At 63.6% G+C, this 12,842-nt stretch carries 11 protein-coding genes and 2 pseudogenes; 7 read left to right on the forward strand and 6 right to left on the reverse strand.

The window, feature by feature from the left end; genetic code table 11:
- Positions 1–58 precede the first annotated feature (58 nt).
- Both BM222_RS26715 and BM222_RS26720 read right to left on the reverse strand, forming a co-directional pair.
- A complete protein-coding gene (locus tag BM222_RS26715) occupies positions 59–1,750 on the reverse strand; it encodes a cation acetate symporter (protein WP_092234571.1) in 1,692 nt (563 codons plus the stop codon).
- Positions 1,747–2,049 carry a DUF485 domain-containing protein gene (locus BM222_RS26720; protein ID WP_092234738.1) on the reverse strand — a complete coding sequence of 101 codons (303 nt, stop codon included), beginning with the start codon at positions 2,047–2,049 and terminating at the stop codon, positions 1,747–1,749. The genes BM222_RS26715 and BM222_RS26720 overlap by 4 nt, the downstream gene beginning before the upstream one ends.
- 178 nt (positions 2,050–2,227) lie before the next feature.
- Here BM222_RS26720 and BM222_RS40275 point away from each other — a divergent pair.
- A pseudogene (locus BM222_RS40275) lies at positions 2,228–2,518 on the forward strand (ABC transporter ATP-binding protein); the annotation flags it as partial.
- Between the two features lie 45 nt (positions 2,519–2,563).
- On the opposite strand, the gene BM222_RS26730 reads toward BM222_RS40275, so the two are convergent.
- The 4 genes from BM222_RS26730 to BM222_RS26745 form a co-directional block, all read right to left on the reverse strand.
- Positions 2,564–3,013 carry a GNAT family N-acetyltransferase gene (locus tag BM222_RS26730; RefSeq protein WP_244547261.1) on the reverse strand — a complete coding sequence of 150 codons (450 nt, stop codon included), beginning with the start codon at positions 3,011–3,013 and terminating at the stop codon, positions 2,564–2,566.
- Between the two features lie 41 nt (positions 3,014–3,054).
- Complete coding sequence (locus tag BM222_RS26735) at positions 3,055–3,555, reverse strand: hypothetical protein (RefSeq protein WP_177243491.1); 501 nt, start codon at positions 3,553–3,555, stop codon at positions 3,055–3,057.
- Positions 3,556–3,721: 166 nt separating this feature from the next.
- A complete protein-coding gene (locus BM222_RS26740) occupies positions 3,722–4,174 on the reverse strand; it encodes a DNA polymerase III subunit chi (protein ID WP_092234580.1) in 453 nt (150 codons plus the stop codon).
- A gap of 6 nt (positions 4,175–4,180) precedes the next feature.
- Positions 4,181–5,680: a leucyl aminopeptidase gene (locus BM222_RS26745; RefSeq protein ID WP_092234583.1), complete on the reverse strand. Its 1,500-nt coding sequence runs from the start codon at positions 5,678–5,680 to the stop codon at positions 4,181–4,183.
- Between the two features lie 332 nt (positions 5,681–6,012).
- Between BM222_RS26745 and lptF the strand changes: the two genes are divergently transcribed.
- The 6 genes and pseudogenes from lptF to rsmA all read left to right on the forward strand — a co-directional run bounded on the left by lptF (position 6,013) and on the right by rsmA (position 12,827).
- Complete coding sequence (lptF, locus tag BM222_RS26750; RefSeq protein WP_092234586.1) at positions 6,013–7,182, forward strand: LPS export ABC transporter permease LptF; 1,170 nt, start codon at positions 6,013–6,015, stop codon at positions 7,180–7,182.
- Positions 7,179–8,276 (forward strand): LPS export ABC transporter permease LptG, encoded by a 1,098-nt coding sequence (gene lptG, locus BM222_RS26755; protein ID WP_092234589.1) that lies wholly within the window; start codon positions 7,179–7,181, stop codon positions 8,274–8,276. The genes lptF and lptG overlap by 4 nt, the downstream gene beginning before the upstream one ends.
- On the forward strand, positions 8,276–10,768 hold the full coding sequence (locus BM222_RS26760; protein ID WP_177243483.1) for an LPS-assembly protein LptD: 2,493 nt from the start codon (positions 8,276–8,278) through the stop codon (positions 10,766–10,768). Before lptG ends, BM222_RS26760 begins: the two co-directional genes overlap by 1 nt.
- Positions 10,769–10,837: 69 nt before the next feature.
- The gene (locus tag BM222_RS26765; RefSeq protein ID WP_177243484.1) at positions 10,838–11,767 is read left to right on the forward strand and encodes a SurA N-terminal domain-containing protein; all 930 of its coding nucleotides are present in this window, start codon (positions 10,838–10,840) and stop codon (positions 11,765–11,767) included.
- Positions 11,707–11,970: pseudogene (locus BM222_RS26770) on the forward strand (4-hydroxythreonine-4-phosphate dehydrogenase PdxA); the annotation flags it as partial. The gene BM222_RS26765 and the pseudogene BM222_RS26770, both read left to right, overlap by 61 nt.
- Positions 11,970–12,827 (forward strand): 16S rRNA (adenine(1518)-N(6)/adenine(1519)-N(6))-dimethyltransferase RsmA, encoded by an 858-nt coding sequence (gene rsmA / locus BM222_RS26775; RefSeq protein WP_092234598.1) that lies wholly within the window; start codon positions 11,970–11,972, stop codon positions 12,825–12,827. The pseudogene BM222_RS26770 and the gene rsmA, both read left to right, overlap by 1 nt.
- The last annotated feature ends 15 nt before the right edge of the window (positions 12,828–12,842 follow it).

Here is a 12,842-nt window from a genome sequence, read left to right on the forward strand (position 1 = left end):
CGAGTCGCACCGGCGGGGCCAACTGACCCGGCCGGTGCCGAAGTCCCCGGACCCTCGTTCAGTGAGCGGTCGCCGATGCAGCTCCGATGCCGGTCTGGGACCGGACATATTGCGCTTCATAACCATAGCGATCGACCGCCGCCCGCTTGCTGCGATCCAGAATGGAGACCAGCCAGATCCCCGCAAAGGCGATGGCCATCGAGAACAGCGCCGGATTGTCCAGCTTGATCGGAGCCGAGCCCTTTGCGAAGCCGAGCGTCACTTCCCAGACGGCTGGCGAGAGCACCACGCCGACGACCGCGCTGACCAGGCCCAGGAAGCCGCCGACCACGGCTCCCCGCGTCGTCAGGCCCTTCCAGAAGATCGACATCACCAGCACCGGGAAATTGCAGGAGGCCGCGATAGCGAAGGCAAGGCCGACCATGAAGGCGACGTTCTGGTTCTCGAACACGATGCCGAGGAAGATCGCGAGCACGCCGAGCACCAGTGTCGCAATCTTCGACACGCGGATCTCGTCCTGCTCATTCGCGTTCCCGCCCTTGATCACCATACCGTAGAGATCGTGGCTGATGGATGAGGCTCCCGCCAGAGCCAGCCCCGAGACGACGGCGAGGATCGTGGCGAAGGCGACAGCCGAAATGAAGCCAAGGAACAGATTGCCGCCGACCGCATTCGCGAGGTGAATCGCCGCCATGTTGGAGCCGCCCTTGATCGCAGCGATTCCGCTCTTGGTCTTCTCCAGGATGCTGCCGTCCAGGAACATCGCGTCGGTCGAGACCAGTGTGATCGCGCCAAAGCCGATGATGAAGGTCAGGATATAGAAGTAGCCGATGAAACCGGTGGCGTAGAACACCGACTTGCGGGCAGCCTGGGCGTCCTTCACGGTGAAGAAGCGCATCAGGATGTGCGGCAGGCCCGCCGTTCCGAACATCAGCGCCAAGCCGAGCGAGATAGCCGAAAGCGGGTTGGAGATCAGAGTGCCGGGCTCCATGATCGCGAGCTTCTTGGGATGCACTTCGGTTGCCTTGGTGAACAGGGCTTCCGGGCTGAACCCGAACTTGTAGAGGACGGCTCCGGCCATGAACGTCGCACCCGAGAGCAACAGCACCGCCTTGATGATCTGCACCCACGTCGTCGCTTTCATTCCACCGAACGTCACGTAGATCATCATCAGGCCGCCAACCAGGACGACTGCGATCCAGTAATCGAGACCGAACAACAGCTGGATCAGCTTGCCGGCCCCGACCATCTGCGCGATCAGGTAGAATGCAACGGTCACCAGCGAGCCGCATGCCGCCAGGATCCGGATCTCGGTCTGCCCGAGCCGAAACGACGTAACGTCGGCAAAGGTGAATTTTCCGAGATTGCGCAATTGCTCCGCGATCAGAAAGGTCACGATCGGCCATCCCACGAGCCAGCCGACCGAGTAGATCAGACCGTCGTAGCCCGAGGTGTAGACGAGACCTGAGATGCCGAGGAACGACGCCGCCGACATGTAGTCGCCCGCGATCGCAAGTCCGTTCTGGAATCCCGTGATGCCGCCGCCGGCCGAGTAGAAATCTGCCGCCGACGCGGTCCGTTTGGCAGCCCAATAGGTGATGACGAGCGTCAGGCCGACGAACCCGACGAACATGCCGATCGCCGACCAGTTGATCGCCTGCTTCGAGCCGCCCTCGACAGCGCCGGCCGCGAGCGCGATGGTGGGCACGCTTGCGAGCAGAATTACCGATAGAAAGGCGAATCTCTTCACGAGCGGTTCTCCTCGACAATTTTGCGGATGAGTACGTCGTAGCTGGAATTGGCCTGACGGACGTAGATACCCGTCAGCACGAAGGCGAGCACGATGACGGTCAATCCGATCGGAATACCGATCGTCGTCACGCCGCCACCCAGCGGTATTCCCAGAAACTTGGGGGCGTAGGCCACCAGCAGGATGAAGCCGAAATAGACGACAAGCATAACCGCCGAGAGCAGCCAGCCCAGCGACGAACGTCGGCGCACCAGCTCCTGGTAATTCGGATCGCGTTCAATCTTTTCGAGGTTGCTCACGTCGATGATCCCCTGGATGATCCTCTGAAATTTCTGCCACGGCGGCAGCCCCTTCTCTCGGGGAGCCGTCGCAGCCTGCACCGGCTGCCGCACGAGCTCCATGATCCAGATCAAGCGCGGTCGATCCCGTGCGAATGCGTCTGCAGGCGGAGCGTCGATCGGAAATATCCGCATCGGCAATGCGGAAGCGCCCGCGCGCGAGCGCAGTGCTCAAATCGAAAAGCCGCAGCGTGTAAAATCAGATAATCGCGGCTCGCTGAAGAAGCGCATCGCGGAAAGCCGACGCTGAGATCGCCCGCGTCACCGAGATCATCGCCAAGATCGACGCCGCGCTCGCCCTGCCGACGTCTTTACGCGCGATCCGAAACAGGCCGCGCAACTGTCGAAGGCCGGCGCCAATGCCGCCGACGCGCTGGCACGTGCGGAGGAGCAATGGCGCGAGGCGAGCGCGCAGGTCGACGCCACTTGACGCCGGATCAAGGCGAGCGCGCAAACCGGACGAAGGTTTGGAAAGCTAACCCGGCCGGACGCTTGGTGGGCGCAAGTAGTAGATGTCCCACTCGGCTTCGTCCGTCTGCCTGAAGCCGTGTCGCTGATAGAACCGGTTCGACTCGCTGCCACGTAACGCACCCACCCGGATGGAGACGCGGTGCGCATCGGCATCCGCGAAGATCTGCCGAAGCACCGCTGCTCCGATGCCTTTTCCCTGATGCTCGGGCACGATGTACAAATGGTCCAGCAGCCAGGGATCCTGCTGCGGACGAAGCGAGACAAAGCCCACTCTGACACCACCGGCCTCGATGAAGCGACAGAACGCCGGATCAAAGGACGTCAAGAAGCGATCCCGCGCGCGCCGAGGATCAAAACGTCCAGCGCGCTCCAGGCTCTCGTGCATTGCCGCTATGCGAATGGCGACCAGGACATCCGCATCCGACGGCGTGGTGGGCAGGAAAACCAGATTCACGCGAAAGCCTGATATGCCGCATGCGAGACGGCGCGCGGCGCTTACGTCGCCGCCTTCTTCTTCTTGGCCTTCGGCTTCACCGGCTTCGCAACGACCGGCGGCTCCGGCGTGCCCTCGATCGCGGAGAGGCGCCCCGAAGTGAAGGTGTAGATGCCCGCGCGCGGACCCGTGGTCCAGGTGACTACCGCGACGCGCCGGCCGGCGCCGTCGCTGGAGAGGTTGACGTTCGAGGGCGCGCCGATGCCGCGCACCACGTCGCATTCGGTGTGGCCGAGCGCGACCGTGCCGCCCACGGGCGCCGGCGCCGTCGACGCATTGGCATCGGCGGGACCAGGCGACGGTGCCATGCCCGGGCATGCACCGTCGGCGCTGACGAGATCCTCAGCCCCCACCGGCTTGTCGGGCGTCAGCGGCGGCGACTCGATCGAGATGTTCTTGATGAACAGGCGGCTCGGCTTGTTGAACCACTCCGCGTCTTTGGCAGACGCCAGAAAATCGGTTCCGCCCGAGCAGCCCGCGATCAGCGGCGCGACAGCGGTCAGCGCAACGATGAGCGACTTTGGAAGCTTTTGATGTCGCACGATAAACTAAAGTCCCCGCATGAAGGAGCAGCCCTAAGCGATTGTACCAACATCACTTTGCGGCACGAAGGTGGCCGAAACCAATCTGCCCGAGAAAGTCCAAATTATCATTAATTGCGAGCGGCCGCTAATTCCGCCGCTGCCACCGGCCCCGTTCGTCAGCCTGCCAATAGGTGACCTCAAATCCCCGCGTCTTGCAATCCGTCCAGGTGCTGCGGGCGGCAGCAAGCGCGTCCGGATCATCGCCGTCGAACAGCAGCACCATGCGCTCGTAGCGGTCCGCGTCCTCGGGCAACGCGGCGTTGTCGACCAGGAAACGAACGTTGGCGCCGTTCGGGTTGTCCGCCTCGACCGCCAGCACGATCGGCTGCTCGGCCACATCGTTCACGCGCCATGTCGCGTGCGGCAAAAAGGAATCGTCGCGATAGGTCCACAGATGAGCGTCGAGCGCATCGGCGCGCTCCGGTGACGTCGACTGCACCACGACGCGCCAGCCGCGCTCGAGCGATTTCTCGAGAAGCGGCGGCAACACGTTCTCAACCGTCATGTTTTGCAGATGGTAGAACAAAACTTCAGTCATCTCACGTCATTTGCGCTCGTAGTGATCTGCCACCAGACGATCGAGCAGCCGGACGCCGTAGCCGGACCCCCAGCTCTGGTTGATGTCGGTCTTGGGAGCGCCCATCGCGGTGCCGGCGATGTCGAGATGCGCCCAGGGCGTGCCGTCGACGAAGCGCTGCAGGAATTGCGCCGCGGTGATCGAGCCGCCGTGGCGGCCACCGGTGTTCTTCATGTCTGCGAACTGGGAATCGATCAGCTTGTCGTATTCGGGGCCGAGCGGCAGGCGCCAGACCTTCTCTCCGCTCTCGATGCCGGCCGCGTGCAGCCGCTCGGCAAGCTCGTCATTGTTGGAGAACATGCCGGCATGATCGGTGCCGAGCGCGACCACGATCGCGCCGGTCAGCGTCGCCAGATCCACCATGAATTTCGGCTTGGTCTTCTTGGCCACGTACCAGAGCACGTCGGCCAGCACGAGCCGGCCTTCCGCGTCGGTGTTGATGATCTCGATGGTCTGTCCCGACATCGAGGTGACGATGTCGCCGGGCCGCTGCGCGTTGCCATCGGGCATGTTCTCGACGAGGCCGATGGCGCCTACCACATTGACCTTGGCCTTGCGCGCCGCGAGTGCGTGCATCAGGCCGACGACACAGGCCGCACCGCCCATGTCGCCCTTCATGTCCTCCATGCTGCCGGCCGGCTTGATCGAGATGCCGCCCGTGTCGAAGCAGACGCCCTTGCCGACGAAAGCCACAGGGGCCTCGCCTTTCCTGCCGCCGTCCCAGCGCATGATCACGGTGCGGCTCGGCCGTGCAGAGCCCTGGCCGACGCCGAGCAGCGCGCCCATGCCGAGTTTCTGCATCGCCTTGACGTCGAGCACCTCGATTCTGACGCCGAGCTTGCGCAGCAGACTGGCGCGGCGCGCGAATTCCTCGGGGAAGAGCACGTTCGGCGGCTCGTTGACGAGATCGCGCGCGATGATGACGCCGTCGACGACCGCACCGGCCGACGCAAAAGCCTTCTTGGCCGCAGCCGCATCGCCCACCGCGAGCGAGACTTCGGCGCGCAAAGCGCCCTCCTCGCCGTCCTTCTTCCTGGTCTTGTAGCGGTCGAACTTGTAGGCGCGCAAGCGAAGGCCCGAGGCAATCGCGACCGCCTGCTCGCAGCTCATGGCGCCGTCAGGAAGCTCGGCCATGATGGTCATGGTCGCGGAGCCCGCCTTCAGCTTGCTGGCCGCCATGCCGCCGAATTTGAGGAAATCGTTAGTTTTGAGGCCTGAAGGCTTCCCGGTCCCGATCACGATGAGGCGCTCGGCCTTCAAGCCTTCGGGGGCCAGAATGTCCAGCGCTACGCCGCTTTTGCCTTTGAAAGATGCGGCCGACGCCGCCCTCTTCATGAGTTCGTTCGCGCCGCCAAGCGCCTTGGCCGTCGCCGGCCCGACCTTCAGAGCCTCGTCACAGAACACGACCAGGATGCCACGGGCGGCGGAAGCCAACGGGACAAAGCCGACCTTGACGGCATCGGACATGGGTAACTCCTCAAAAACGTGCAGCTTTTGCCGATCACCGGTCGGCCAAAGGCGGAACCTGAACGGCGATTCACTTGTGGTTGTCCCACTATGGGCGAGAAGCCGGGTCGATGCCAAGCACCGCCCGTGGCCGGGAATCCACATCGAAGGAATTATTAACCATATATTGACGGTGCCACGTGTCAGCCATTTTGTTGACGGATCAAAGGGATGGTAGTGAGAGTAAGCGGCCGGACGGTGGTTGGCCGACCTTGGGGATCCCTGTCAGGGATTGGTCGGACAGCTGGAGTTCCGGTGCACGTTGGGGCTTTGGTGGGTTCGTGCGGTAGCGCATGGGGTCGATCGACAGGTATATTTTCCGCACGACGCTGGCGTCGTTTGCGCTCGTCTTGGTCAGCCTCACCGGCGTGATCTGGATTACGCAGGCATTGCGCGGCATCGACCTGATGACGAGCCAGGGTCAGACCATCTTGACCTTCCTCGGCATCACCAGCCTCGTGATTCCGGCGCTCGTGCTGATCATCTCGCCGATCGCGCTGATGATCGCGATCTCGCACACGCTGAACAAGCTCGCGACCGACTCCGAAATCATCGTGATGAATGCCGCCGGCCTGTCGCCGTTCCGGCTGTTCTATCCGTTCTTCTGTGCAACCTGCGTCGTGGCGCTGCTGGTCGCCTTCATCGCGGCCTACCTCGCTCCCGACGGCATGCGGCGGATCAAGCAATGGGACGCGGAGATCACCGCCGATGTGCTCACCAACGTCCTGCAGCCGGGACGCTTCGCCCAGCTCGACAAGAACCTCACGATCCGGATTCGTGAGCGGCTGCCCGGCGGCATCCTCGCCGGCATCTTCATCGACGATCGCCGCGATCCGAATGAGCGCGTCTCGATCGTCGCCGAGCACGGCGAGGTCGTGAAGAACGAGAACGGATCGTTTCTGGTGCTGAAGGACGGCAATCTCCAGCGTTTCGAAGTCGGCAAGCGCGACCCCGCGCTGGTGGCCTTCGGCCGCTACGGATTCGACATGTCGAAGTTCGGCAACCAGGGCCATGACGTCGCCCTCGGCATTCGCGAGCGATATCTCTGGGAGCTGTTCTCGCCGTCCGAGGACGATCCGGTCTACCAGCAGATACCCGGGCAGTTCCGTTCGGCGCTGCATGACAGCCTGCTGGCCCCGATCTACCCGTTCGCGTTTGCGGCGCTGACCTTCGCCTTCCTCGGCGCGCCGCGCACCACGCGTCAGAGCCGCAATTTCTCGATCGGCTCCTCGATCCTCGCCGTGTTCGGCCTGCGCATGGCCGGCTTCGCCTGCTCGGTGATGGCTGTCAAATCGCCGGCCCCGGTGCTGGCCCAATACGCGATGGTTTTCGGCGCGATCGGCGTCGGCATGTGGATGATCATCGGCGGCATCGTGGTCGAGCCGCCGCCCGGGCTCATGGAAGCCATCAACAGGTCGAACGCGCGCATCGCGCGGCTGTTCGGACGGCCGGCCACCGCATGAGCATGCTCACCAATACACTCGGGCGCTATTTCGCCGGCCGCTTCGTCGTCGCGGCGCTCGGCGTGTTCGCGAGCATTTTCCTGCTGCTGGTGCTGGTCGACTACATCGAGATGGTGCGCAAGACCTCAGGGCTCGCCTCTGCCTCCGCGATCATGGTGGCCGAGACTTCGCTGTTCCGGGTGCCGCAGCTGCTGGAGAAGCTGACACCGTTCTGCATGCTGATCGGCGCCATGATCTGCTATCTCGACCTGTCCCGCCGCCTCGAGCTCGTGGTCGCGCGCGCCGCCGGCATCTCAGCCTGGCAAATTATCGCGCCCGCGCTCGGCAGCGCGCTCGTGATCGGCGTGCTCGCCACCGTCGCCTACAATCCGACCTCGGCGAATCTGCGTGAGATCTCCAAGCGCATGGAAGCCGAGCTGTTCGGCTCGGCGCCCGGCGGCGGCATCCAGGACGCCTCCGGCTTCTGGCTCAACCAGGTGACCAGCGACGGCCAGACCATCATCAATGCGGCGCGCAGCGAGCAACAGGGCGTCCGCCTGACTGGACTCACGCTGTTCCGGTTTGACACGGAGCAGCACTTCAAGGAGCGGATCGAGGCACGCGAGGCGACGCTGGAGACCGGTCACTGGCTGTTCAAGGGCGTGCGCCGTTTTTCGCTGGGCTCCCCGCCGGTCGACCAGGCCAGCCTGGAGATTCCGACGACGTTGACCGAGGCGCAGGTCCGCAACAGCTTTTCCACACCCGAGACTGTGTCCTTTTGGCAACTACCGAGCTACATCAGTTCATCCGAGAGCTCAGGGTTCGCGACAGCCGGATATCGACTCCAGTATCACAAGCTACTGGCACAGCCGTTTTTGCTCGCCGCCATGGTGATGCTCGCGGCCTCCGTGTCGTTGCGCTTCTTCCGGATGGGTGGCGTACAGAAGATGGTTTTGAGTGGCGTGGGCGCAGGCTTTCTGCTCTACGTTCTGTCGAAAGTGACTGAAGACTTGAGCAAGGCTGAGTTGATGCATCCGATCGCTGCGGCGTGGTTGCCCGTAGTGGTGGGCGGCCTCACCGGCTTTTTGGCCTTGCTGTACCAGGAGGACGGTTAGTGACTGCCGTCCATCGAGGACCTGTTTCTCGTTTGACGCGGCGCACCGCAGTGCGCGCGAACGGGGTCCGCTTGTCCATTCGCGGGCTGCTGATGGCCGTCGCCGCCGTGACATCGCTCGGCGCGCTGATGGATGTTGCCGCCGTGGCGCCTGCCAGCGCCCAGAGCTTCACCTACAATCCGCTGCCGCCACGTCCGAAGCCGCCGAAGGCCGCAAATGACGGGCAAATGCTCGTGCAGGCGACCGAGGTCGACTACGACTACAACAATTCGCGCGTCTCCGCGGTCGGCAACGTTCAGCTGTTCTACAACGGCACCAGCGTCGAGGCTGACCGGGTCATCTACGACCAGAAGACCAAGCGGCTGCATGCCGAGGGCAACATCCGCATGACGGATGCCGACGGCAAGATCACCTATGCCGAGATCATGGATCTCTCTGACGATTACCGCGATGGTTTCGTCGATTCGCTGCGCGTGGACACCGCCGACCAGACCCGCATGGCCGCGACCCGCGCCGACCGCTCCTCCGGCAATTACACGGTGTTCGAGAACGGCGTCTACACGGCCTGCGCGCCCTGTAAGGACGATCCGAAGAAGCCCCCGCTCTGGCAGGTCAAGGGTGCCCGCATCATCCACGACCAGCAGGAGAAGATGTTGTATTTCGAGACGGCGCAGCTGGAATTCTACGGCGTGCCGCTCGCCTACATGCCCTATTTCTCGACGCCCGACCCGACGGTGAAGCGCAAGACCGGCTTCCTGATGCCGGGCTTCACCTCGAACACGCCGTTCGGCTACGGCGTCGAGGTCCCGTTCTATTGGGCGATCGCGCCCGACATGGACGCAACCTTCAACCCGCGCATCACGTCCCGGCAAGGCGTGCTGTTCCAGGCCGAGTTCCGCCAGCGCCTGTTGGACGGCGCCTACCAGGTTCGCGTCTACGGCATCGACCAGCTCGACCCAGGCGCGCTCGCCGGTCAACCCGGCGACCGTCAGTTCCGCGGTGCCATCGACACCAAGGGTCAGTTTGCGCTGAATGACAAATGGGTCTGGGGTTGGGACGGCGTCCTGATGTCCGACTACTACTTCTTCTCGGACTATCGGTTGTCGCAGTACCGCGATCCGCTGGGCTCGTTCCTGTATCTGCCGACCGATGCGCTGTCGCAGCTCTATCTGACCGGGGTCGGCAATCGCAGCTTCTTCGACGCGCGCACGATGTACTGGCTGAGCTACTCGGGCAACCAGCAGCAGGTCCCGGTCGTCTATCCCGTCATCGACTACTCGAACGTGCTGAACTATCCGGTCTTCGGCGGCGAGTTCAGCTACAAGACGAACTTCGTCAACCTGACGCGTAACGACGCGGCGTTCGATCCGATCACGACGACGGCCAACACCTCAGGCCTCTGCGCGATCGCCTCGGCCGACCCCGCCGCACGCAGCATGCCGAATGGATGTCTTCTGCGCGGTGTCCCCGGCACCTACACCCGCCTGACCGCGGAGGCGCAGTGGCGCAAGTCCTACACCGATCCGTTCGGCGAGATCTGGACACCGTTCGCGATCCTGCGCGCCGACGCGATCAACGCTGACATTTCCAACCAGCCGGGCGTGTCGAACTACCTCCCCGTCGGCGACACCCAGGCGTTCCGCCTGATGCCGACCGTCGGCCTCGAGTACCGCTATCCCTTCATCAACGTCCAACCCTGGGGCTCGACCACGATCGAGCCGATCGCGCAGGTCATCATCCGCCCGAACGAGTCCTATGCCGGCAAGCTTCCGAACGAGGATGCGCAGAGCATGGTGTTCGACACCTCGAACCTGTTCAACGTCGACAAGTTCTCCGGCTATGACCGCGTCGAGGGCGGTGGCCGCGCCAATGTCGGCGTGCAGGCGACCACGCAGTTCGACAGAGGCGGCGCCGTCAAGGTGCTGTTCGGCCAGTCCTACCAGCTGTTCGGGATGAACTCCTACGCGGTCCAGGACACCATCAACACGGGCCTGGATTCCGGCCTGGACAAGCCGCGCTCCGACTATGTCGCGAGCGCCGCTTACTCGCCCAACAGCACCTACACATTCAGTGTCCGCTCCCGCATGGACGAGCAGACCTGGAACATCCAGCGATTCGAGGCGGAAGGCCGCGCCAACTTCAATCGTTGGTCGGTCAGCATGATGTACGGCAATTACGCGCCGCAGCCGGAGCTCGGCTATTTGACGCGCCGCGAGGGCATCCTGACCTCGGGCTCGATCAAGGTCGCGACCAACTGGGTGGTGACGGGCTCGGCTCGCTGGGATCTCGAGGCCAACAAGATCAACCAATATGTGCTCGGCGCGGGCTATGTCGACGATTGCTTTGTGCTCGGCGTCAACTATGTAACCTCGTATAGCTATTCTGCGGGCTCGGCGCCGCCGGTGCTGAACCACGCGTTCATGTTCCAGATCGGCCTGCGCACGATCGCGACCTCGTCGACCACCAGCAGTCCCGGCGGCGGCCTCCAGTGATCGGTCTGAATGTGCCGGTTGCCTGTTCCCAATCGCAGGATCATCCAGGCTGATATGCGAGCGACAACCATGACGATCCGATTGCCTGTCTTCCGCCTTCTCCTCGTGCTGGCCTCCGTACTGGTTTTAGCCGGCGCGCCGGCACGGGCGCAGAACATCGTCGTCATGGTCAACGGCGATCCCATCACCGACTTCGACATCGAGCAGCGCTCCAAGCTCGACCAGCTGACGACGCAGAAGACACCGAGCCGGCAAGACGTCATCAACACGTTGATCGACGACAAGATCAAGATCAAGGAAGGCAAGAAATACGGCGTCGATCCCACCGTCGCCGACGTCAACCAGTCCTTCGAGGGCATGGCGCAGCGCATGCGCATCACGCCCGATCAGCTCTCCAAGTCGCTCGAGGTCAAGGGCGTGCGTCCCGACACCCTCAAGAACCGCATGAAGTCAGAGATGGTCTGGACCAGCCTCGTGCGCGGCCGGTTCAAGGAGAAGCTGATGGTCGGCGAAAAGGACGTCGCCGACAAGGTGCGGGAAAGCGGTGACGAGAAGCTCCAGGTCGAGGGCACCGAATACAAGATGCAGCCGGTCGTGCTGATCGTGCCGCGCGGCTCGACTGCGGCTTTCCAGGAGACGCGGATGAAGGAAGCCGAGCAATACCGCGCGCGCGTCGGAAGCTGCGAGGAAGCCAATTCGCTGTTCCGCTCGACGCCGAACGCCACCATCCGCGAGACCGTGACCAAGACGACCGCGGACCTGCCCGAGGCGCTGCGCAAGGTGCTCGACGATACGCCGATCGGCCATATGACCGCCCCCGAGGTGACCAGGTCGGGCATCGAGATGGTGGCGCTGTGCTCGCGCAAGCCGACCACGATCGACACGCCGAAGAAGCGCGAGATTCAACAGAAGATGTATGCGGAGAAGTACGAGAAGACGCAGAAGGCCTATCTCGACGAGCTCCGCAAAGCCGCGATGATCGAGTATCGCAACCGCTGATGGGGGCTCCCGACCAGGCGCTGATCCCGATCAAGACCGTGGCGTTCGACGACTCCGTCAACCTCACGCTCGGCCTGCCCTTCATCCGCACCTCGCCCGATCACGGCGCCGCCTTCGACACCGCCGGTACCGGCAAAGCCAATCCGGCGAGCCTGATTGCGGCACTCACGCTCGCGAGCCGCATGGCGGCCGCAAACAGCTGATGAGCGCGATCGACGACCTGCCGCCGCTTCGCGAGGTCATTCGCCAGCATGCGCTGTCGGCCCGCAAATCGTTGGGCCAGAATTTTCTGCTCGACCTCAATCTCACCGCGCGCATCGCGCGCGCGGCCGCGCCTCTCGAAGACTCCACCATCGTCGAGATCGGCCCCGGTCCCGGCGGGCTGACGCGCGCGCTGCTTGCGCTCGGCGCCAGACGCGTGATTGCGATCGAGCACGACGAACGCGCGATCCCGGCGCTTGAGGATATTTCCGCGCGCTATCCTGACAGGCTCGAGATCGTGCATGGCGACGCCATGACCTTCGATCCGCGGCCGCTGCTTAGCGGCGAGCGCGCCAAGATCGTCGCCAATCTGCCCTACAACATCGCGACCCAGCTCCTGATCAACTGGCTCACCATCGAGCCCTGGCCGCCCTGGTACGACATGATGGTGCTGATGTTTCAGCGCGAGGTCGCAGAGCGCATCGTCGCGCACGAGGACGCGGAGGCCTATGGCCGGCTCGGCGTGCTCGCCAACTGGCGCGCAGAGACGAGGATCCTGTTCGACATTTCGCCATCCGCTTTCGTGCCGCCACCGAAAGTCACCTCGTCCGTCGTTCGCCTCACGCCGCGCGCGGAGCCGTTGCCCTGCGATCGCAAGCTGCTCGAACAGGTCGCGGCCGCAGCCTTCGGGCAGCGCCGCAAGATGCTGCGCCAGAGCCTGAAATCGTTGGGTGTCGATCCGGCGCGACTTGCGCAGGCCGCCGGCGTCGATGCGACGCGGCGCGCCGAGACTGTTCCGATCTCGGGCTTTGTTGCCATGGCGCGTGAATTGGCGGATATACGCGGCGAAGCGCAATAATCCATATTCCGGAGG

This window comes from Bradyrhizobium sp. Gha (assembly GCF_900113735.1).
In the GTDB taxonomy this organism is placed as follows: Bacteria; Pseudomonadota; Alphaproteobacteria; order Rhizobiales; family Xanthobacteraceae; genus Bradyrhizobium.

What these genes read in the sequence shown, in the direction of transcription:
- BM222_RS26765 (WP_177243484.1), top strand. Translation starts at nt 10,838, where the DNA reads ATGACGATCCGATTGCCTGTCTTCCGCCTTCTCCTCGTGCTGGCCTCC.
- BM222_RS26745 (WP_092234583.1), bottom strand. Translation starts at nt 5,680, where the DNA reads ATGTCCGATGCCGTCAAGGTCGGCTTTGTCCCGTTGGCTTCCGCCGCC.
- lptG (WP_092234589.1), top strand. Translation starts at nt 7,179, where the DNA reads ATGAGCATGCTCACCAATACACTCGGGCGCTATTTCGCCGGCCGCTTC.
- BM222_RS26740 (WP_092234580.1), bottom strand. Translation starts at nt 4,174, where the DNA reads ATGACTGAAGTTTTGTTCTACCATCTGCAAAACATGACGGTTGAGAAC.
- lptF (WP_092234586.1), top strand. Translation starts at nt 6,013, where the DNA reads ATGGGGTCGATCGACAGGTATATTTTCCGCACGACGCTGGCGTCGTTT.
- rsmA (WP_092234598.1), top strand. Translation starts at nt 11,970, where the DNA reads ATGAGCGCGATCGACGACCTGCCGCCGCTTCGCGAGGTCATTCGCCAG.